Source organism: Klebsiella sp., from assembly GCF_027492335.1.
GTDB lineage: Bacteria > Pseudomonadota > Gammaproteobacteria > Enterobacterales > Enterobacteriaceae > Klebsiella > Klebsiella huaxiensis.
Window position 1 is genome coordinate 46,746 of sequence record NZ_JAPUEW010000049.1, and the last position, 21,035, is coordinate 67,780.

The following is a 21,035-nucleotide window of genomic DNA, read 5'->3' on the forward strand; positions in this document are numbered from 1 at the left end:
GAGTTAGAACGGCAATGCACCCATCCGGGTGCATTGTTTGTCTGGAGTTTTAGTTTAACTTGTACTGAGGAAAACCTAATGTCCAAAATCGTTAAAGTCATCGGTCGTGAAATCATCGACTCCCGTGGTAACCCGACTGTTGAAGCTGAAGTACACCTGGAAGGTGGTTTCGTCGGTATGGCAGCTGCTCCGTCAGGTGCTTCTACTGGTTCCCGCGAAGCGCTGGAACTGCGCGATGGCGACAAATCCCGTTTCATGGGTAAAGGCGTACTGAAAGCTGTTGGCGCGGTTAACGGCCCGATCGCTCAGGCAATCCTTGGCAAAGACGCCAAAGATCAGGCTGGCATCGACAAAATCATGATCGACCTGGACGGTACTGAAAACAAATCTAACTTCGGTGCGAACGCTATCCTGGCCGTATCTCTGGCTAACGCCAAAGCTGCTGCTGCTTCTAAAGGTCAGCCGCTGTATGAGCACATTGCTGAACTGAACGGCACCCCAGGCAAATACTCCATGCCGGTTCCGATGATGAACATCATCAACGGTGGTGAGCACGCTGACAACAACGTCGACATCCAGGAATTTATGATTCAGCCAGTTGGCGCTAAATCCCTGAAAGAAGCCGTACGTATGGGTTCTGAAGTGTTCCATAACCTGGCTAAAGTTCTGAAAGCTAAAGGCATGAACACTGCAGTTGGTGACGAAGGCGGCTACGCGCCGAACCTGGGTTCCAACGCTGAAGCTCTGGCTGTTATCGCTGAAGCTGTTAAAGCTGCTGGCTACGAGCTGGGCACCGACATCACCCTGGCGATGGACTGTGCAGCTTCCGAATTCTACAAAGACGGTAAATACGTTCTGGCTGGCGAAGGCAACAAAGCGTTCACCTCTGAAGAATTCACTCACTTCCTGGAAGACCTGACCAAACAGTATCCGATCGTGTCTATCGAAGACGGTCTGGACGAATCTGACTGGGATGGTTTCGCATACCAGACTAAAGTACTGGGCGACAAAATCCAGCTGGTTGGTGACGATCTGTTCGTAACCAACACCAAGATCCTGAAAGAAGGTATCGAGAAAGGCATCGTTAACTCCATCCTGATCAAATTCAACCAGATCGGTTCTCTGACCGAAACTCTGGCTGCGATCAAAATGGCGAAAGACGCTGGCTACACTGCCGTTATCTCTCACCGTTCAGGCGAAACTGAAGACGCTACCATTGCTGACCTGGCTGTTGGTACCGCTGCAGGCCAGATCAAAACCGGTTCTATGAGCCGTTCTGACCGCGTTGCTAAATACAACCAGCTGATTCGTATCGAAGAAGCCCTGGGCGAAAAAGCACCGTACAACGGTCGTAAAGAGATCAAAGGCCAGGCATAAGCCTGTCTTTATCTGATATGAAAATGCCAGCCTTCGGGCTGGCATTTTTTTGCCCGTAAATCACGATTACTTAAAATCCACCGCCATTTGCTGCGGAATAGAAAGCCCGCGCGTGGTCTGCACGCAGCGATCGATATAATCGGTAAAGCGCGGCGGTTTCGGCATCCCCATACTGAGCAACTTGTCGTTGCTAAATCGCACGTTGAGCGTGGCGAACGCGCCGTACAAACGCATTGCCTTCAGCATAAGGCGCTCGTTACACGGGCCAAAAATATCCTTCAGCTCGCGACGCATTTTAACCAGTGTCTCATAGCTGACCTGGGCGTACTTATTGCCAACCGGGGCTTGTTCCAGCGCCGATGCCATAGCGCTGTCGATATCCGCAAATCTCACGCTATTTTCTTCACCTGCCGAAATGTGCACTATCTCTCCGCGAGCAAGTGGGCTGTTGAGCAGCATTAGCAGCGCATCGGCGCAGTAATCGACGGGGATAACGTCAATGCGGTCTTCCATCGAACACATAAATTTTTGCAGCATCAGGCCCATGCTGAATACCCAGAAGATGCTGCTGGAAGGCTGACAGCCGTGATGAGTGTGACCAACCACAATCGAGGGGCGGGCAATAACCAACGGCAGTGTTGGGCACTCCTGCTGCATCAGGCGTTCTATGGTTGATTTAGAGTGGGTGTACTCGACCAGGTGCTCGGCGCGTTCACGGAACTCTGCGTTTTCTGCCACCAGTGAATCCTGTTCAGGTGAACACGACATTGCCGTGCCTACATGCAGGAAGCGCTGAAGGCTGATGATCTGTGCCATTCTCCGGACAAACTTAAGCGTTCCTTCGACATTTACTTTCCAGATGAGCGGGTTGTTGCCAAAGGAGGCGATGGCGGCGCAGTTGATAACGTGAGTGACCTGATCCAGGCGAGGGTCGGTAAGAAATACTTCCGGATCCGCCAAATCGCCCAGCAGAATGCTCCGTGAATTCAGTGCTGCCAGCTTCTCTTCTGCAATATTGAATTTACGCAGGTTTTCCTTTACCCGTTCAAGTGCGGCTGCATCATCATTGGCGCGAACCAGCAGTAGCAGATTAAATCTATTTTCCTGATTAAGAATATTTTCTAAAACTGCCCCGCCCAGAAATCCGGTCACGCCTGTAATTAACAATGTATTCATGAGTTCAATCTCATCATGGTTGGTTTACGGATTCTAGGAGCGGGAAATTAAACGGGAGGTAAATAAAAAATCCGTCTTTGTTCAATGTCTTAAGACTATTTTAAGCTTGTGGAATTTTACGGATCTGATTGGACTTCGGATAGTGATAATAAATTCATAATTTCATGTATCCATTTGTATCATAATGATATGTAAGTCTTTTTATTTTTATGGTTTTTATTTCTATTGCTGTTTTTTTAATGTTTTGTTACATCAAAAATTAAATTAGAATAAATTTGTTGCCAACGTAAGTATTACTCGGCTAATTAATGTTCGATTTAATCATGCAGCGCATTTAACATATTTCTACGGTATTGCCTTAAATGTTTGAGTACAGTATGCCAGCGTTTCTTCTGGAAGGAACATACCGACTTTGTGGGGAGCTCTTTGGTAGTTCGGAGTGTTTTTCATAACTATTGTTGTTATCCGATGATGTGCAGAAGTTTCAGCTCTGGTACAGAAATCACACTATTTTGGTAAACTTCAAGTGAATATAAGTCTCTGCTTTTTTATCATTTAAAATCATGTGGTTGTATGCTCTTTAATAATGCATATTTGTAATGATTACGTTGGTAGAGTGTTGTTTCGTAAAAAAGAGTATTATAAACAAGGGAATATATTTAGAGTGTTCCCCGCGCCAGCGGGGATAAACCGCTAATTAACCTGACGAATATAAGTACTGGGGGGGGCCCGCGCCAGCGAGGATAAACCGATACAGAGAATGTTGCTTCCTTCTCACATCCAGTGTTCCCCGCGCATAGCCAGAATGGGTGTTCCCCAATGATTCGCACCCATATCCTTGATCAGATAAATACTGGTAGCAAAATAGAGTGCAACGAAAATAAACTTACATAGTCTGGAGGGCTGGGCTAAAAAATGATTAATATGCATTTGTTTGCTCCTGAATAAGACATGACTACCAGCGCCTGGATGCGCCGCCACCGCGAAAATTATCACGCGATGAGCGGCCAGTACGAACGCTGTTACGGCCTGAAGATCTACTGTTCTTCTGTTCTGTCGCGGTGTTTGATGCCCTGACTATTTTTCTGAAGGCTCTTCCGGCGGCGGTCGGCGTCAGCATAAGAATCAAAAACACGATAAACGGCGTGGCGAAACCAAGCAGGGTGAATAGTTTCCCCCAGCCCGCCGCGTGGCCTGAAATGGGCAGCGCAAATGTAAGGACTATGGCTGTCAGACAAATCAGTCCCAGGGTTTTGAGGCCACCTTTTATGGCGATGCTCAGCAACACCACGGTCCAAATGAGCAGCGGCCAGCTCCATTGAGTTATTGCTCCGTCAACAAATATTAAGCATGGTTGATTATGATTTTATCTAATTATTTTCTGGATTTTAGCCAGTAATTATTTAAATGAAACTCTCTGTAAAGCATTTTATTGTATCCAAGGGAAAGCAACGCAGTTTTGCCTGACTATCCGCGATCTGCGATAATGCGCGCTCATAACCCCAAGCAGAGATGATTATGCAGTACCCGATTAACGAGATGTTCCAGACCTTGCAAGGCGAAGGTTACTTTACCGGCGTTCCCGCCATTTTTATTCGTTTACAGGGATGCCCGGTTGGTTGCGCCTGGTGCGATACCAAACATACCTGGGATAAGCTTGCCGATCGGGAAGTATCGCTGTTCAGCATTCTGGCGAAAACCAAAGAGAGCGATAAATGGGGCCCGGCAAGCGGCGAAGATCTGCTGGCTATCATCGGGCGTCAGGGCTGGACTGCTCGCCACGTGGTGATTACCGGTGGCGAGCCCTGTATCCATGATTTAACGCCGTTGACCTCTCTGCTGGAGCAAAACGGATTTAGCTGCCAGATAGAAACCAGCGGCACCCATGAAGTACGCTGTACGCCTCATACCTGGGTGACGGTATCGCCAAAAGTGAATATGCGCGGCGGCTATGGCGTACTTTCTCAGGCCCTACAGCGGGCTGATGAAATTAAACATCCGGTTGGGCGCGTGCGCGATATTGAAGCGCTGGATGAACTACTGGAAACGCTGGCTGACGAGAAACCGCGTGTTATTGCGCTGCAGCCTATTAGTCAGAAGGATGACGCGACGCGGCTGTGTATTGAGACCTGCATCGCCCGCAACTGGCGTCTCTCTATGCAGACGCATAAATATCTGAATATTGCCTGAATATTTCACCGGGCGGGCAATCGCCGCCCGGCGTATCCGCTATGCGTTTGACCAGCTTTGAATGGCGTCAACGTCATCCAGGTTTCCGTGAATCACTTGATACGATTTTTTCAAAATCACATCAGTATGCTGTGTTAATTCCCTGAAAATTCCTTTATTTAGCGCCTCATAACGACTGGCGTTTTGTTCAACTGGCATAAACTCATCTTTTACCCGGACCATATTTTCTATGGCCGCCTCGTAGGAAGGATACAGGCCTAATCCTACCGCGGTGTTAATGGCGGCGCCGAGGCTGGCGCAGCCGTTAATGGCGTTGCGTCTGGTGGGAAGGTTGAACACATCGGCAAAGATTTGCATAAACAGGTCGCTATTCGAACCCCCACCGGTAATGATGATGTGTTTAGCGAAATGCCTCATTTCATTGCACATATTGTCGTAGTTATTCTTCAACGTCAGCGCAACGCTCTCCAGAATCGAGCGGTAAATCCACGCATAGTCCATGCTGGAGTCAAAGCCGATCATAATGCCGCGTTTGTAAGGCTCCCATGGGTTGGTCAGCCAGTCCAGCACGGTCATCAGGCCGTTACAGCCCGGAGGGACGACAGAGGCTTTTTTATTGAGCAGATCCTCCGGCGAGAGCCCTTGCGCTTTGGCATCCTGAATCAAGGATTCGCCCAGCATGTCCCGCAGCCAGCTGACCGTCCACATTCCCTTACGAATGCCGTAGCCTTCATACAGCAGCGTTTCAGGAATAGAGGACATAATTGGCCAATACGCCACGGGATCCTTCGGCAATTGCTTACCATTCATCATCAGAGCGATATAGGTACCTAATGAGATAACCGCTGTTTCATCATCCAGCAGCCCTGCGCCAAGCGCTTCAACTGGCTTATCGCTGGTGGTGCAGACGACGGGCAATCCTGCCGGGAAGCCGGTGGCGAGAGCGGCCTGTTCGGTAAGGTGGCCTAAGATTGTCCCCGGCATCTGTACGTCAAAGAGCATGTGGCGAGGGATGTTAAATTTCTTCATTACCTCGTCATCGTCGCTCCACGACCAGGTTTTATAATCCACCGGCCATTGACCAAAGTAGTTGGCGATATTGTCTTTGAACTCGCCAGTTAAGCGGTGCGACAGATAACCGGAAAATGAGGTGACCCAGGCCACATCGGGATTGGTATGTTCATAAGGCCGGGTAACGCGTGCGTCCTGCCAGCTGATTAGCGGTTCTGCAGGCGTGCCGTCAGCTTTGAGTAACGCGCGACAGCAGCGGATGGAGCCCAGGCCGATACCGACAATATCCTCTTTATGGCCCGCAAACTGACTCATCAGATCTTTTCCGGCGAAGCATAAAGAGGTCCATAAATCATCGTCGGGATGTTCTGCGGTATCGGCATCCGGGGTATGCATTGGCTGTAGCAGGCCTTTCCCTTCACAGACTACGTTTCCTTGCAGGTCGTACATCACGACTTTGGTGCTCTGGCTCCCGCCATCGATTCCAATGATGTATTTCTTTGACATTATTATTCTCCTTTAAATTTTCACCATCACTCGCCGGTTGTTTCAGCGGCCAGCGATGTCTCGTTTTCTGGTGTGGCGTCGGCGCTACGTATTTTCCTGAACAGCAGAAAGGTAAAGAGGATCACCATGCACAGCGCGGCTAATCCCATCAGCCACATATTGCGATAGGCTTCTTCGGCAGGAAGGGTGTCCTGCCAGTGGCCGACAATCGGATAGACAAAAACGTCGGGCAGGAAGCCGATCACCGAGCAGATCCCGACGGTGGTTCCCATGATGTAGCTGGGCGTTCTGGCTTCGCCGGGGCAAGCCCAGTAGAGCCCGCGAGAGGCGTAGCAGGTAAAACCCAGCAGCAGAATCAGACCAATACCCATGGCAACGGATTGCGGGTTTGAGTTGGTTGCCAGCAGCGCGATGAGCGCCAGCACCCCAACGATCGACAGCAGTTGAATAACGCGGGTTGGCGATTTTACCTTGCTATAAGTCGTGATAATGCCCCCCAGCGGGCCGCAGATAGCACGGAAGATTTTGTTGATCACGATCCCCATATAGCTCGCGGCCACCAGCGACATGCCGTACATTTCGGTCAAGTAGTTGGTGGAGTAGCTGAGGATCGCGTAGATAGTAAAGACGCCAAAGATCACCATGCTGCAGTACCAGGTGGTGCTGATGCGCAGAACGGCGAGAATATCGCTTAACTGGAACGATTTTTTCTCCTCTTTCGCGGCGTTGCTGTGCTGAGGGGCATCGCTAACAAAGAACCAGCATAGTATTCCCAACAGGATATAAACCACGCTGTAGATAATGATTACCGTCTTCAGGCTGTTGCTGTCATCGGGTTCGAAACGGGAAAATGCCCACATGGTAAATACCGCCAGCGACATCACGCCCACGCCGCGCAGTCCCTCCATCCAGCCCATGATTTTTCCCTGCTCGCTATGGTCGCCAAGCAGAGAAGCGGCTTTAATTGACACCGACCACAGCATCAGAATCGTGGTGATAGCAAAGGCGATCTGAATACAAAGCATGACCCACAGTGGTGGGTAGGTAGCCATTAATAAACCAAGCAGGCCGGTAATAATCATTGCCGAGGTAATCATTTTACGATGGGAAAATTTATCGGCAATAACTCCGCTGGGGGCGTAAAGAATAATTGCGGCGATACCAAATGTGCTCATAATTAAGCCGATTTCGGTATTGCTGAATCCCATAAATTTGGCCATCGGGATCTGATAAATATATCTCAAATAGGCAAGGTCAAAGCTGACGCCGCCGCTAAAGCTAATAATGGCAAGCGTTATCCAACGGCGATATGAGGTTTGTTGCATATCGTAATCTCATTTTAATATACCCTTCATACTTCAAGTTGCTGATGCGTTGGCTGCGTTCACTCACCCGAATCATTTACTACAGTAAACTCATCGGGATTCATTAACTTGCCACCTTTCTGTAACTCGAATTATTCTGGGTGTAGACGAAAAAAAGAGAAAAGTAAACCGCCTTGTTCAGGTGGATTACTTTTCTCAGGTCTCTAGTAATTATGATTAGAAATAACATGCTGGCGTGGGTTTTAGTGTGAGAGTAATCACGATTCGTAGTTTTATGCTTAATCGTGATACGAAATATTCATCTGTGATTACGATCACATTAGAAGTCTGAGCATTGTGCTAAAAATTTACCCCAGTTACCAGAGATAATGAGAAAGGTGACTTCCCTCTAGCGGGGGAAGTTGCCTTTCTTTTTTTTTGCCTAAAAGAATTTGGAGCCAAACTATGTCGATCGAATCTCTTAATGCATTCTCAATGGATTTCTTCTCTCTGAAAGGTAAAACGGCGATTGTCACCGGCGGCAACAGCGGGCTGGGCCAGGCCTTTGCCATGGCGCTAGCGAAAGCCGGGGCAAACCTGTTTATCCCAAGCTTTGTTAAAGATAACGGTGAAACGAAAGAAATAATTGAAAAACAAGGTGTTGAAGTTGAGTTCATGCAGGTGGATATCACCGCGAAAGGCGCGCCTGAGAAGATTATCGCCGCCTGCTGCGAGCGCTTCGGCACGGTCGATATTCTGGTCAACAACGCCGGGATTTGTAAGCTGAATAAGGTGCTGGACTTCGGTCGTGCGGACTGGGATCCGATGATTGATGTTAACTTGACGGCGGCTTTTGAACTCAGCTATGAAGCGGCAAAAATAATGATTCCGCAAAATAGCGGGAAAATTATTAACATTTGCTCTTTATTCTCTTATCTTGGCGGCCAATGGTCACCGGCTTATTCTGCAACCAAACATGCGCTTGCCGGTTTCACTAAGGCATATTGCGATGAGTTAGGGCAATATAACATTCAGGTTAACGGCATCGCCCCTGGTTATTATGCAACCGATATTACATTAGCTACCCGCAGTAATCCTGAAACTAACCAGCGTGTGCTGGATCATATTCCGGCAAATCGTTGGGGGGATACTCAGGATTTAATGGGAGCAGCCGTATTCTTAGCCAGTCAGGCATCAAATTACGTTAATGGTCATTTGTTAGTTGTCGATGGCGGTTATCTGGTGCGTTAATTTGTAACCGGTGGTTTCTGTTTTTATTTATTATATTACACAATATCATTCAAGATGCATCGAGGTGGCAAGGGAATTAAATCCCCAGGAGCATAGATGACTATGTTATTGGGGGTTATGACAAATCCGCCGGGAGCGGATTTGAACGCTGCTTGCAGCGGCCCCGTAAGGGGTGAGGTCCATGGATGGACCGAATAATTCGCAGCCAACAAAGAGGCAGTTTGAAAGGTGACGTGTATATTCCGAATTAATTATCAGGAAGGAATTACTATGTCTCTATCCCGTGAAGCGATTGTTGACCAATTAAAAGAAATTGTTGGCTCCGATTGCGTAATTACTGATGAAACCGTTTTAAAGCGAAATAGTATTGACCGTTTTCGTAAATATGCGGACATCCATGGCGTCTTTACGCTGCCGCTGCCTGCTGCGGTCGTTAAGTTAGGTTCGACCGAACAGGTTTCTAACGTGCTGGCGTTTATGAACCAGCATAAGATCAACGGGGTTCCGCGTACCGGCGCATCCGCGACCGAAGGCGGACTGGAAACCGTGGTGGAGAATTCCGTGGTGCTGGACGGCGCCGGGATGAACCAAATCCTCAATATCGATATTGAAAATATGCAGGCGACCGCGCAGTGCGGGGTACCGCTCGAAATTCTGGAAAACGCGCTGCGGGCTAAAGGCTACACTACTGGACACTCACCACAGTCTAAACCGTTGGCACAGATGGGTGGCCTGGTGGCAACCCGCAGCATCGGTCAGTTTTCCACGCTGTACGGGGCGATTGAAGATATGGTGGTCGGGTTGGAAGCCGTGCTGCCTGACGGCACCATCACCCGCATCAAAAACGTCCCGCGTCGTGCTGCCGGTCCGGACATTCGCCACATCATTATCGGCAACGAAGGTGCACTGTGCTATATCACTGAAGTAACAGTGAAAATCTTCAAGTTTACCCCGGAAAATAACCTGTTTTACGGCTATATCCTCGACGACATGAAGGTCGGGTTTAACATCCTGCGCGAAGTGATGGTGGAAGGGTATCGCCCGTCAATTGCTCGCTTGTATGATGCGGAAGATGGCACCCAGCACTTTACTCATTTTGCCGACGGCAAATGCGTACTGATCTTTATGGCAGAGGGTAACCCGCGGATGGCGAAAGCGACCGGGGAAGGGATCGCGGAAGTCGTTGCGCGCTATCCGCAGTGCCAGCGCGTGGACAGCAAGCTTATCGAAAACTGGTTTAATCACCTGAACTGGGGCCCGGAAAAAGTGGCCGCCGAGCGCGTGCAGATCCTGAAAACCGGCAATATGGGATTCACCACTGAAGTTTCAGGCTGCTGGAGCTGTATCCATGAGATCTATGAAAGCGTGATCCACCGTATTCGTACCGAATTCCCGCACGCCGACGATATCACTATGCTGGGCGGCCATTCATCTCATAGCTATATGAACGGCACTAACATGTACTTCGTTTATGACTACAACGTGGTGGACTGTAAGCCGGAAGAGGAGATCGATAAGTACCACAATCCGCTGAACAAGATTATCTGCGAAGAGACGATTCGCCTTGGCGGTTCTATGGTGCATCACCATGGAATTGGCAAACATCGCGTTCACTGGAGCAAGCTGGAACACGGTAGCGCATGGCCGCTGCTGGAAGGTCTGAAGAAGCAGTTTGATCCCAACGGGATTATGAATACCGGAACGATCTACCCGATTGAGAAGTAGCTAGTTATACGCAAAATATACGCAAAATCATTCGCGTTGCATCGAGGCGGCAAGTGAATAAGTCTCCAGGAGCGTACAAGAGTACGTGACTGGGGCTTATGAACGTAGCCAACGAAGAGGCAGCGTGAAGGATGACGCGTATAAGCGGCTTCTCAATTGGGAAGCCACACTTTTACCGGACCATGAAGGGGTAGAAATGAACACTTCACCGGTGCGAATGGACGACTTACCGCTTAACGGTTTTCACTGCCGCATTGCCGCGCTGACTTTCGGTGCACATCTTGTCGATGGATATGTCCTCGGCGTTATCGGTTACGCCATTATTCAGCTCACCCCCGCCATGCAACTGACGCCTTTTATGGCCGGCATGATCGGCGGTGCCGCGCTATTGGGGCTTTTTATCGGTAGCCTGATCCTGGGATGGGTTTCGGATCACATTGGCCGCCAGAAAATTTTCAACTTCAGCTTTGTGCTGATTACCGTCGCTTCATTTCTGCAATTTTTTGCTACTACGCCCGAGCAGCTGATTGGTTTACGGATCCTGATAGGGATCGGCCTCGGCGGGGATTACTCCGTGGGTCACACGCTGCTGGCCGAGTTCTCGCCGCGCCGACATCGGGGGATTCTACTCGGCGCATTTAGCGTGGTGTGGACCGTGGGTTACGTACTGGCAAGCCTTGCCGGTCATCATTTTATAAGCGAAAACCCGGATGCCTGGCGCTGGCTGCTGGCATCGTCTGCTCTACCGGCGCTATTGATTACGCTGCTGCGCTGGGGAACGCCGGAATCCCCACGCTGGTTGATGCGTCAGGGTCGATTCGCTGAAGCCCATGCCGTGGTGCAGCGCTGCTTTGGTATGCACGTACAACTGGGCGATGAGGTAACGAAAGAGACGAATAAACATATCCGAACCCTGTTCTCATCGCGCTACTGGCGACGCACGGCCTTTAATAGCATCTTCTTTGTTTGCCTGGTGATCCCCTGGTTCGTTATCTACACCTGGCTGCCGACGATTGCCGAAACCATTGGCCTTGAAGATGCGCTAACTGCCAGCTTGTTGCTGAATGCGCTACTGATCGTTGGTGCGCTGCTGGGTCTGGTATTAACCCATCTGCTGGCCCATCGCCATTTCCTGCTCGGCAGCTTTTTGCTGCTGGCGGCGACATTAATTGTCATGGCCTGCTTACCGACCGGTAGCCACTGGACGTTGCTGCTTTTTGTCTTATTCAGCACCACAATTTCGGCGGTGAGTAATCTGGTAGGGATTTTACCCGCAGAAAGCTTTCCCACGGACATTCGCTCTCTGGGTGTGGGATTCGCTACCGCCATGAGCCGGCTCGGCGCCGCAATCAGCACCGGCCTGCTGCCCTGGACCCTGGCGCAATGGGGGATGACGGTGACGCTGCTGCTATTGGCCGGAGTATTGCTGGTTGGCTTCGTGGTGACCTGGCTATGGGCTCCTGAGACCAAAGCGCTGCCGCTGGTGGCAGCCGGAAGCGGCGACCAAAGACAAGGAGGTAAAAATGAACATTCTATTGGCGTTTAAACCAGAGCCTGATGCTAGCATGTTGGCAGAAAAGGACTGGCAGGCTGCCGCGCTGGATACCTGCGGGCCGGATGTTTCGCTATTGCGCAGCGCTATTGGTGCCGATGAACAGGCCGCCGCCGCGCTGCTGCTGACACAGCGTGGTGCGGGCTGTGAGATGACCCTGACCGCATTAAGCATTGGTGATGAACGTGCGCTGCACTGGCTACGCTACTTTGCCGCGTTAGGGTTTGAGCGGCAGGTACTGCTGGAGGCAGCTGGAGACCTGCGATTTGCACCATCGTTTATTGCCGGACAGCTTGCCGACTGGCAGCGCAGCCACGGTGCGGAACTGATTGTCACTGGCTGTCAGAGCAGCGAGAGTCAGAATGGGCAAACGCCGTTTTTGCTGGCGGAAATGCTGGACTGGCCCTGTTTTACCCAGGTCGAACGTTTTACCCTTGAGCCACCTTTTGTTGTCGTCGAGCAGCGAACGATATCTGGTATCCGCCGCTGTCGGGTACGTCTGCCCGCGGTGATTGCGGTCAGGCAGTGTGGCGAAGTGGCGCTGCCGGTTCCCGGTATGCGCCAGCGTCTGGCAGCGGCAAAGGCGGAGGTTGTACGCCAGGCTGTGACCGTCGAGGCGATGCCCGTAGTTCAGTGTTTGCGTCTGACTCGCCCGGAACAGCGGCGCTGTGCGGTGATAATCGAGGGAACAACGGCGCAGGAGAAAGCCAGAAGCCTATGGGAAAACTATCTACGCCAGAGGATGAAGCCATGAAGATAGCGATAGTTATGGCAACCAGTGATAGCGCCGCGATGGGTAACTGGCTGGCGACAAACAATATTGGCCCGGCGGAACTGGAGCGCTGGATTTTCGATGCTGAACCGGATGTGGCTGAACAGGTCCTTGATGCATTGGTCAGCCAGTGGCAGCAGACGCCGGTCGATATGTTGATATTTCCGGCGGGCATATTGGGCGATGAGCTGGCCACCCGGCTGGCGTGGCGCTTACAGGGCGGCTGCGTATGTCAGGCGTTATCCGTGAGTACACCAGAGGGCCGGGTGACGAAGTCTCATTGGGGTAATGCGCTGATTGCGACGCTGGAGGTAACGGCACGACCGCTTTGTCTGTCACTGGCGCGCCAGCCCGGGGTTAATACGCCTACCGATCTTCCTGCCGATATGACGACTCGCCATATCGCGCCAGCGGCGTTACCCGACTGGCTAATCAGCGTTGAAAGCGTCAAGCGTTCGGGAGTCCATCCCTTACAGGAGGCGAAGCAAGTGCTGGTTGTCGGACAGGGCGGCGAGGGCGTCGATGCCGATAACATTTCAGTGCTGGCGCGCAATCTGGGTGCAGAAGCAGGCTATAGCCGCGCGCGGGTGATGAACGGCGGCTACGATGCGGAACGGCTGATTGGTATCTCAGGCCATCTGCTGGCTGCGGATGTTTGTATTGTCGCTGGGGCATCCGGGGCGGCGGCGCTAATGACGGGGGTCAGGGATAGCCGGTTTATTGTGGCGATCAATCGTGACCCCAGCGCGCCAGTATTTACTCAGGCGGATGTCGGCATTGTGGATGATTGGCTACCGGTACTTGACGCGTTGGTAGCTTGCGCCGACATTTCGCCGGATGGCGGCTAGCGCCTTATTCGGCCTACAGGTTGTGGTCCGGTAGCCCGGGTAAGGCGTTTACGCCGCGACCCGGGAACAAAGCCGATAAATTAATTAAGCTGCTTCGCTAATTTCCATACCGTGGTGTTGGTGGTTGACAGGGCCGCGACGCCAGCCTTCATCGCATTACGCGCATCTTCCTCATCGCAAACTAACCCCCCGGCGATCAGCGGCTGGCGAATTTTCTCCGTCACCCATCCCAGGACTTTCGGCATACAGCCCGGCAGGATTTCGATGCAATCAGGATTAGACTGCGCCACCTGCTTATCAATATTGTGAAAGGAGATGGAGTCAACGATAAACAGGCGATGAATGCAGAAAAATCCCTCCGCTCTGGCTGCTTTTAGCATCGGCGCTTTGGTACTGATGATACCGTCCGCTTCGGTAACCAGCTTCAAAAACTGAATCACTACTTCTTTATTGGACGCTCCCTCCAGCAGGTCGACGTGAACAAATGCATATTTCCCGGCGTTTTTGATTTTCTTGACGATGTTGCTGATGGTGCAGATATTGCCATATAGCACGGAGATAAACTGGCATTCGGAATCAATGGCCAATTGCAGGCTGGCGTTATCTTTGACGGCCGCAATGACCGGATTTTGTCGTAGCAGGTGTAGCAGGGGCATGGTGTTTCCTTCGTAGATTTATTACCCAAAACGGAATGTGATACCAAAACCAGAGTCAGGATAGCGCCATTCTTTCAGCGTTGCCTCATCGCATAGCAACCGGCAGGTGCCGCACTCCAGGCAGCCACGATAATCGACCCGCAGCTCACCTTCCGCCGTGCGTGAGAAAAGCCCGGCGGGGCAGGATTGAATCAACAACTCGGCGATTTCCGGAGTCGGTGAAGCGGACGGAACAATATGCGGATAGTCGGCGGGACGCCAGACGTTGCGGGCTATAGACATCGTAAACTCCTGACCAGATCGCCTGCCAGATGGCGCAGGCCGTGACGGCGAAGATGACGCCAGACTACCTGGCGCAGCGGCGGAACGGGGCGCTCACCCTGCTGCCAGAGTTCGCGGGAAATGTCTTCCATTAGCGCAGGCCACTGGCGATACCAGCCGGGGCGTTGCAGCAGCGCGGGCACATGCTGATAGCGCTGAAGAACTTCCCACAGTACGCTGCGCTCAACGTCCCGATGATATTGTGCAAACAGGTTTTGCGGTGTGCTTTGCTGACAGGCTCGAATCAACGTTTGCGCCGCCGCCTGAGCACCGATGAGCGCCATATCCATCCCGCGCACGGTAAAGCCGGTATTGATACAGGTGCGCAGCGCATCACCAACCAGTAGCCAGCCGTCTCCGCCGTACTGCACGGGCATGCTATGCAGACCGCCTTCGGGCACCAGATGCGCACCATACTCGAGCGTTTCACTCCCACGTAGCAAAGGGCGCAGGGCCGGATGTGATTTGAGATTCTCCAGCAGTTCAGAGGCCGGAGCCGCGGCTTTTCCCAGCGAGGAGAGCGGGCAAACAATGCCGAATGAGAGTGTATCCTGATTGGTATAAAGAAACGCGCCGCCGGGCAAATCCCCGCAGACGCCGCCGGTGAAGAGCATCGCCGCTCCCTCGTTACCTTCCAGGCGGAAGCGATCCTCCAGCGTTTTTTGCTCCAGCGCCAGCACCGCTTTAATCCCTAACGCCATTGATGATGGGGAAGGGCGAGGCACTAAACCATGCCGCTCCGCCAGCTCACTGTTAGCCCCTTCAGCCAGTACGACGTAGCGGGCGCGCAGGGTTTCGTTATCGCAAATGACGCCGCAGACCCGACCATTTTCGCGATACAGCGCCTCGACCGTCGCCCCGGTAATACACTGGACGCCTTCATTTTCAGCCTGGCCGACAAACCACGGATCGAAGCGGGCGCGCAGCAGGCTCCAGGAGTCGCCGTTGGGTTGCTGGCTGGAATACGTCGTTGCGCCGTTTGCGGTCAGCAGGGCCAGACTTTCCTGGGTGATGCGTCGTTCTAGCGGAGCGGATTGCTGAAAATGAGGAAGGAGTTCGGCAAGCGCATGGCAATACAGCCGCCCGCCGGAAAGATTTTTACTGCCGGGAAGTTCGCCGCGTTCAAGCAACAGAACGGAAAGTCCTGCCCGCGCACAGCGTAAAGCACAAGCGGTGCCAGCTATCCCTGCACCAATGATAATAATATCAAAATCGTCAGCCATATTGCGCCCCAGATATCCAGAGCGCATAAGCTAACATGACGTTATTTAAGGAATATTGACCGCCGACACAAACGCTTTAATCACTCGCCGCGATAGACGCAGCCCGCCGTGCAGGTCTCTTTAATCATCACCGCGCTCAGTAGCGGAATCAGAGGTTTCATCTGATCCCAGATCCATTTTGCCAGCACTTCGCTGGTGGGATTTTCTAGCCCCGGAATATCGTTCAGATAATAGTGATCAAGCCTGTCGTAAGTCGGCTTAAACGCGGCCTTCAGCTCGGCAAAATCCATGATCCACCCGGTATGGGGATCGACTTCACCGGTAATCTCCAGGCGCACCATAAAAGAGTGACCATGCAGGCGACCGCACTTATGCCCTTGCGGTACATGCGGCAGGTGGTGAGCGGCTTCGAAGGTGAAATCTTTAAACAGCGTGGTGGACATCTTTTATTCTCAATATGGCAAAAAAACCGCCGTAGGGTACCGGAAAGCACCTTTTTTCGCATTAACTAAAACGGCCCTGAACAGAAAATGGACACATTCACTCGGTTTATTCAAATTAATTTATTATATTTCATAGGGTTATTTAATCTATTTTGTTGTTAACAACTATAACTAAAACAGGTTAGTCCATTTGGTTATTTGTTATTTCCATCCCTTCTTTAATTGTTACTATCTGCACCGTTACCCTTCTATTCTCTTCTGTTTTATCGCGCTGACAGGCTGCGACTAACAGCTTTGCTTACTGGAACATAACGACGCATGACGACACAGGCCCCACCTTCCAATTTGCTACCGCTGAGTCCGGAGCAAATGGCGCGCCTTCAGGCGGCCACGACTGACTTCACGCCAACCCAGCTGGCCTGGGTTTCCGGCTACTTCTGGGGCGTGCTGAACCAGCAGCCCGGCGCGGCTGTTGTCGCTCCAGCCCAGGCAGCAGAAGTCCCTTCTATTACCCTTATTTCGGCATCACAAACCGGTAACGCCCGCCGCGTCGCTGAAGCGCTGCGTGACGATCTGCAGGCCGCGCAGCTGAACGTGAAACTGGTTAACGCAGGCGACTATAAATTCAAACAAATTGCCTCCGAGAAACTGCTGGTTGTCGTGACGTCAACACAAGGCGAAGGTGAGCCGCCGGAAGAAGCCGTCGCGCTACATAAATTCCTGTTTTCGAAGAAAGCGCCGAAGCTGACCGATACCGCGTTTGCCGTATTTGGCCTTGGCGATACTTCCTATGAATTCTTCTGCCAGTCCGGCAAGGATTTTGATAACAAGCTGGCCGAACTGGGCGGTGAACGCCTGCTCGACCGGGTTGACTCTGATGTGGAATACCAGGCTGCCGCTGCTGAATGGCGCGCCCGCGTGGTTGACGTGCTGAAAGCCCGCGCGCCTGCTGCCGCGCCGTCCCAACTGGTGACCAGCGGGGCGGTGAATGAGATTCACACCAGCCCGTATACTAAAGAAGCACCGCTGACCGCGACGCTTGCGGTGAATCAAAAAATCACCGGCCGCGACTCAGAAAAAGATGTGCGCCATGTTGAAATCGACCTCGGCGACTCCGGCCTGCGCTACCAGCCGGGCGATGCGCTGGGCATCTGGTATCAGAACGATCCGGCTCTGATTAAAGAACTGGTGGAGCTGCTGTGGTTGAAGGGCGATGAACCAGTGACGGTTGATGGCAAAACCCTGCCGCTTGCCGAAGCGCTGGAGTGGCATTTCGAGCTGACGGTTAACACCGGCAACATCGTCGAGAACTATGCCACCTTAACCCGCAGCGAATCTCTGCTGCCGATGGTGGGCGATAAGGCGCAGCTGCAACATTACGCCGCGACCACGCCGATCGTTGACATGGTGCGTTTCTCTCCGGCACAGCTGGATGCTCAGGCACTAGTCGACCTGCTGCGTCCGCTGACGCCGCGCCTGTACTCTATCGCCTCTTCGCAGGCGGAAACTGAAAACGAAGTGCACGTCACCGTTGGCGTGGTTCGCTATGATATCGAGGGCCGCGCCCGCGCTGGCGGAGCCTCCAGCTTCCTTGCCGACCGCGTCGAAGAAGATGGCGAAGTTCGCGTCTTTATCGAGCATAACGATAACTTCCGTCTGCCTGCTAACCCACAGACGCCAGTTATCATGATTGGCCCGGGTACCGGCATCGCGCCGTTCCGTGCCTTTATGCAGCAGCGCGCGGCAGAAGGAGCAGAAGGCAAGAACTGGCTGTTCTTCGGCAACCCGCACTTTACCGAAGATTTCCTCTATCAGGTGGAGTGGCAAAGCTACGTCAAAGAGGGCGTACTGAGCCGCATCGACCTGGCCTGGTCTCGCGACCAAAAAGAAAAAGTATACGTACAAGACAAACTGCGCGAGCAGGGGGCTGAACTGTGGCGCTGGATTAACGACGGCGCCCATATTTATGTCTGCGGCGATGCCAATCGTATGGCAAAAGACGTTGAGCAGACGTTGCTGGAAGTGATTGCCGAATACGGCGCGATGGACGCCGAGGCGGCGGACGAATTTTTAAGTGAGCTGCGCGTAGAGCGCCGTTATCAGCGAGATGTCTACTAATGAGCGAAAAACATCCAGGCCCGCTGGTGGTCGAAGGTAAACTGGTCGATGCCGAGCGCATGAAGCTGGAAAGCAACTACCTGCGCGGCACCATTGCGGAAGATCTGAACGACGGCCTGACCGGCGGTTTTAAAGGCGATAATTTTCTGTTGATCCGCTTTCACGGCATGTATCAGCAGGATGACCGCGATATTCGCGCCGAGCGTGCGGCGCAGAAGCTGGAGCCGCGTCACGCGATGCTGCTGCGCTGCCGCCTGCCGGGCGGGGTGATCACCACTAAACAGTGGCAGGCGATTGACAAATTCGCCGCCGATAACACCATTTACGGCAGTATCCGTCTGACGAACCGTCAAACGTTTCAGTTCCACGGTATTCTGAAGAAGAACGTCAAGCCGGTGCACCAGATGCTGCATTCGGTCGGGCTGGATGCGCTGGCGACCGCCAACGATATGAACCGTAACGTGCTGTGTACCTCTAACCCGAACGAGTCTCAGCTGCATGCTGAAGCCTACGAATGGGCGAAGAAGATCTCCGAGCACCTGCTGCCGCGCACCCGCGCTTATGCTGAGATCTGGTTGGATCAGAAGAAGGTCGCCACCACCGATGAAGAACCGATCCTCGGTCAGACCTATCTGCCGCGTAAGTTCAAAACCACCGTGGTGATCCCGCCGCAGAACGATATCGATCTGCACGCTAACGATATGAACTTTGTAGCGATTGCCGAAAACGGCAGGCTGGTGGGCTTTAATCTGCTGGTTGGCGGCGGTTTATCCATCGAGCACGGCAACAAGAAAACCTACGCCCGCACGGCGAGCGAATTCGGCTATCTGCCGATTGAGCATACCCTGGCGGTGGCGGAAGCAGTGGTGACCACCCAGCGCGATTGGGGTAACCGTACTGACCGTAAAAATGCCAAAACTAAATACACCCTGGAGCGCGTTGGCGTTGAGACCTTTAAGGCGGAGGTGGAGCGCCGGGCGGGCATCAAGTTTGAGCCGATTCGTCCGTACGAGTTTACCGGCCGCGGCGATCGCATCGGCTGGGTGAAGGGGATCGACAATAACTGGCACCTGACGCTGTTTATTGAAAACGGTCGTATCCTTGATTACCCGGGACGTCCGTTGAAAACCGGCCTGTTGAAGATTGCGAAGATCCATAAAGGTGAATTCCGCATTACGGCCAACCAGAACCTGATCATTGCCGGTGTTCCTGACGATCAGAAGGCGAAGATCGAGAAGCTGGCCCGCGATCACGGTTTGATGAATGCCGTCACGCCGCAGCGTGAAAACTCCATGGCCTGCGTGTCGTTTCCGACCTGTCCGCTGGCGATGGCTGAAGCCGAACGCTTCCTGCCATCGTTCACCGATAAAGTCGAGGGAGTGATGAGCAAGCATGGTGTCGCTGATGAGCATATCGTCACCCGCGTGACCGGCTGCCCGAACGGTTGTGGCCGCGCTATGCTGGCAGAGGTAGGCCTGGTGGGTAAAGCGCCGGGTCGCTACAACCTGCACCTCGGGGGTAACCGCAGCGGGACGCGTATTCCGCGCATGTATCGGGAAAATATTACCGAGTCGGAAATTCTCGACTCCCTTGACGAACTGGTAGGGCGCTGGGCGAAAGAGCGTGAAGCGGGTGAAGGCTTCGGCGACTTTACGGTGCGTGCGGGCATCATTCGCCCGGTGCTTGACCCAGCCCGGGATTTCTGGGAATAACATCCAGCAGCCCGGCGGCGCTTCGCTTACGGGTTTTGTAGGCCGGGCAAACGTAGTGCCGCCCGGCGAAACAGGCAAATGAGGTTTTTATGTCCGTACTCGATCTAAAAGCGCTTAATGCATTACCGAAGGTCGATCGCGTTTTGCAACTGGCGGAAACCAACAGCCAGCTGGAAAAACTGAGCGCAGAAGAGCGTGTCGCGTGGGCGCTGGAAAACCTGCCGGGCGAATACGTGCTCTCTTCGAGCTTCGGTATTCAGGCGGCGGTGAGCCTGCATCTGGTTAATCAGATTCGCCCGGATATTCCGGTTATTCTGACCGATACCGGCTATCTGTTCCCGGAAACCTATCAGTTTATCGACGAGTTAACGGACAAGCTCAAGCTGAACCTGAAGGTCTATCGGGCGAAGGAGAGCGCAGCCTGGCAGGAGGCGCGCTACGGCAAGCTGTGGGAGCAGGGCGTTGAGGGCATTGAGAAATACAATGACATCAATAAGGTTGAACCGATGAACCGGGCGCTGGAAGAGTTGAATGCGCAAACCTGGTTTGCGGGCCTACGCCGCGAGCAGTCCGGCAGTCGTGCGCATTTGCCGGTGTTAGCTATCCAGCGCGGCGTGTTTAAGGTTCTGCCAATCATTGACTGGGATAACCGTACCGTCTATCAGTACCTGCAAAAACACGGCCTGAAATACCATCCACTGTGGGATCAGGGATACTTGTCGGTAGGGGATACTCACACCACCCGCAAATGGGAACCGGGCATGGCTGAGGAAGAGACGCGGTTTTTTGGGTTGAAAAGAGAGTGCGGATTGCACGAAGGTTAATATAAGAGTCCCGGCACTGCCGGGA

The 21,035-nt window shown here is 52.7% G+C and carries 17 protein-coding genes; 10 read left to right on the plus strand and 7 right to left on the minus strand.

The genetic code is table 11. The features are described from left to right. Positions 1-78: 78 nt before the first annotated feature. The gene (eno, locus tag QVF11_RS15155; protein ID WP_112213879.1) at positions 79-1,377 is read left to right on the plus strand and encodes a phosphopyruvate hydratase; all 1,299 of its coding nucleotides are present in this window, start codon (positions 79-81) and stop codon (positions 1,375-1,377) included. 66 nt (positions 1,378-1,443) lie between these two features. Here eno and QVF11_RS15160 read toward each other — a convergent pair whose 3' ends face one another. Next, positions 1,444-2,553: an SDR family oxidoreductase gene (locus tag QVF11_RS15160; RefSeq protein WP_287858049.1), complete on the minus strand. Its 1,110-nt coding sequence runs from the start codon at positions 2,551-2,553 to the stop codon at positions 1,444-1,446. A gap of 1,518 nt (positions 2,554-4,071) precedes the next feature. On the opposite strand from QVF11_RS15160, the gene queE reads away from it, so the two are divergent. Beyond that, positions 4,072-4,743 (plus strand): 7-carboxy-7-deazaguanine synthase QueE, encoded by a 672-nt coding sequence (gene queE, locus QVF11_RS15165; RefSeq protein ID WP_142514545.1) that lies wholly within the window; start codon positions 4,072-4,074, stop codon positions 4,741-4,743. A 39-nt stretch (positions 4,744-4,782) separates the two neighbouring features. On the opposite strand, the gene QVF11_RS15170 is transcribed toward queE, so the two are convergent. Both QVF11_RS15170 and QVF11_RS15175 read right to left on the minus strand, forming a co-directional pair. Then, positions 4,783-6,261: an FGGY-family carbohydrate kinase gene (locus QVF11_RS15170; protein WP_287858050.1), complete on the minus strand. Its 1,479-nt coding sequence runs from the start codon at positions 6,259-6,261 to the stop codon at positions 4,783-4,785. A gap of 26 nt (positions 6,262-6,287) precedes the next feature. Continuing rightward, positions 6,288-7,586, minus strand: a complete 1,299-nt coding sequence (locus QVF11_RS15175; protein ID WP_287858051.1) for an MFS transporter — start codon at positions 7,584-7,586, stop codon at positions 6,288-6,290. Positions 7,587-8,030: 444 nt separating this feature from the next. Between QVF11_RS15175 and QVF11_RS15180 the strand changes: the two genes are divergently transcribed. The 5 genes from QVF11_RS15180 to QVF11_RS15200 all read left to right on the plus strand — a co-directional run bounded on the left by QVF11_RS15180 (position 8,031) and on the right by QVF11_RS15200 (position 13,713). Then, positions 8,031-8,816, plus strand: a complete 786-nt coding sequence (locus QVF11_RS15180; protein WP_112213873.1) for an SDR family oxidoreductase — start codon at positions 8,031-8,033, stop codon at positions 8,814-8,816. Positions 8,817-9,086: 270 nt separating this feature from the next. After that, positions 9,087-10,541 (plus strand): FAD-binding oxidoreductase, encoded by a 1,455-nt coding sequence (locus tag QVF11_RS15185; RefSeq protein ID WP_287858053.1) that lies wholly within the window; start codon positions 9,087-9,089, stop codon positions 10,539-10,541. A gap of 124 nt (positions 10,542-10,665) precedes the next feature. Beyond that, positions 10,666-12,087 carry an MFS transporter gene (locus QVF11_RS15190; RefSeq protein ID WP_376767769.1) on the plus strand — a complete coding sequence of 474 codons (1,422 nt, stop codon included), beginning with the start codon at positions 10,666-10,668 and terminating at the stop codon, positions 12,085-12,087. After that, positions 12,065-12,847: an adenine nucleotide alpha hydrolase family protein gene (locus tag QVF11_RS15195; RefSeq protein WP_287858055.1), complete on the plus strand. Its 783-nt coding sequence runs from the start codon at positions 12,065-12,067 to the stop codon at positions 12,845-12,847. The genes QVF11_RS15190 and QVF11_RS15195 overlap by 23 nt, the downstream gene beginning before the upstream one ends. Next, positions 12,844-13,713 carry an electron transfer flavoprotein subunit alpha/FixB family protein gene (locus QVF11_RS15200; RefSeq protein ID WP_287858170.1) on the plus strand — a complete coding sequence of 290 codons (870 nt, stop codon included), beginning with the start codon at positions 12,844-12,846 and terminating at the stop codon, positions 13,711-13,713. Before QVF11_RS15195 ends, QVF11_RS15200 begins: the two co-directional genes overlap by 4 nt. A gap of 80 nt (positions 13,714-13,793) precedes the next feature. Here QVF11_RS15200 and QVF11_RS15205 read toward each other — a convergent pair whose 3' ends face one another. The 4 genes from QVF11_RS15205 to queD all read right to left on the minus strand — a co-directional run bounded on the left by QVF11_RS15205 (position 13,794) and on the right by queD (position 16,356). After that, positions 13,794-14,369: a glycerol-3-phosphate responsive antiterminator gene (locus QVF11_RS15205; protein WP_112213869.1), complete on the minus strand. Its 576-nt coding sequence runs from the start codon at positions 14,367-14,369 to the stop codon at positions 13,794-13,796. 21 nt (positions 14,370-14,390) lie between these two features. Then, complete coding sequence (locus QVF11_RS15210) at positions 14,391-14,651, minus strand: ferredoxin family protein (protein WP_287858056.1); 261 nt, start codon at positions 14,649-14,651, stop codon at positions 14,391-14,393. Continuing rightward, positions 14,642-15,913 carry an FAD-dependent oxidoreductase gene (locus QVF11_RS15215; RefSeq protein ID WP_287858057.1) on the minus strand — a complete coding sequence of 424 codons (1,272 nt, stop codon included), beginning with the start codon at positions 15,911-15,913 and terminating at the stop codon, positions 14,642-14,644. Before QVF11_RS15215 ends, QVF11_RS15210 begins: the two co-directional genes overlap by 10 nt. A gap of 80 nt (positions 15,914-15,993) precedes the next feature. Next, positions 15,994-16,356 (minus strand): 6-carboxytetrahydropterin synthase QueD, encoded by a 363-nt coding sequence (gene queD / locus QVF11_RS15220; RefSeq protein WP_181485110.1) that lies wholly within the window; start codon positions 16,354-16,356, stop codon positions 15,994-15,996. Between the two features lie 318 nt (positions 16,357-16,674). On the opposite strand from queD, the gene cysJ reads away from it, so the two are divergent. From cysJ to cysH, 3 genes are all read left to right on the plus strand, one after another. Beyond that, positions 16,675-18,474: an NADPH-dependent assimilatory sulfite reductase flavoprotein subunit gene (cysJ, locus tag QVF11_RS15225; protein WP_287858059.1), complete on the plus strand. Its 1,800-nt coding sequence runs from the start codon at positions 16,675-16,677 to the stop codon at positions 18,472-18,474. Further along, positions 18,474-20,186: an assimilatory sulfite reductase (NADPH) hemoprotein subunit gene (gene cysI / locus QVF11_RS15230; protein WP_287858060.1), complete on the plus strand. Its 1,713-nt coding sequence runs from the start codon at positions 18,474-18,476 to the stop codon at positions 20,184-20,186. The genes cysJ and cysI overlap by 1 nt, the downstream gene beginning before the upstream one ends. Before the next feature lie 89 nt (positions 20,187-20,275). Then, positions 20,276-21,010 (plus strand): phosphoadenosine phosphosulfate reductase, encoded by a 735-nt coding sequence (gene cysH, locus QVF11_RS15235; RefSeq protein ID WP_112213863.1) that lies wholly within the window; start codon positions 20,276-20,278, stop codon positions 21,008-21,010. Positions 21,011-21,035: the final 25 nt, after the last annotated feature.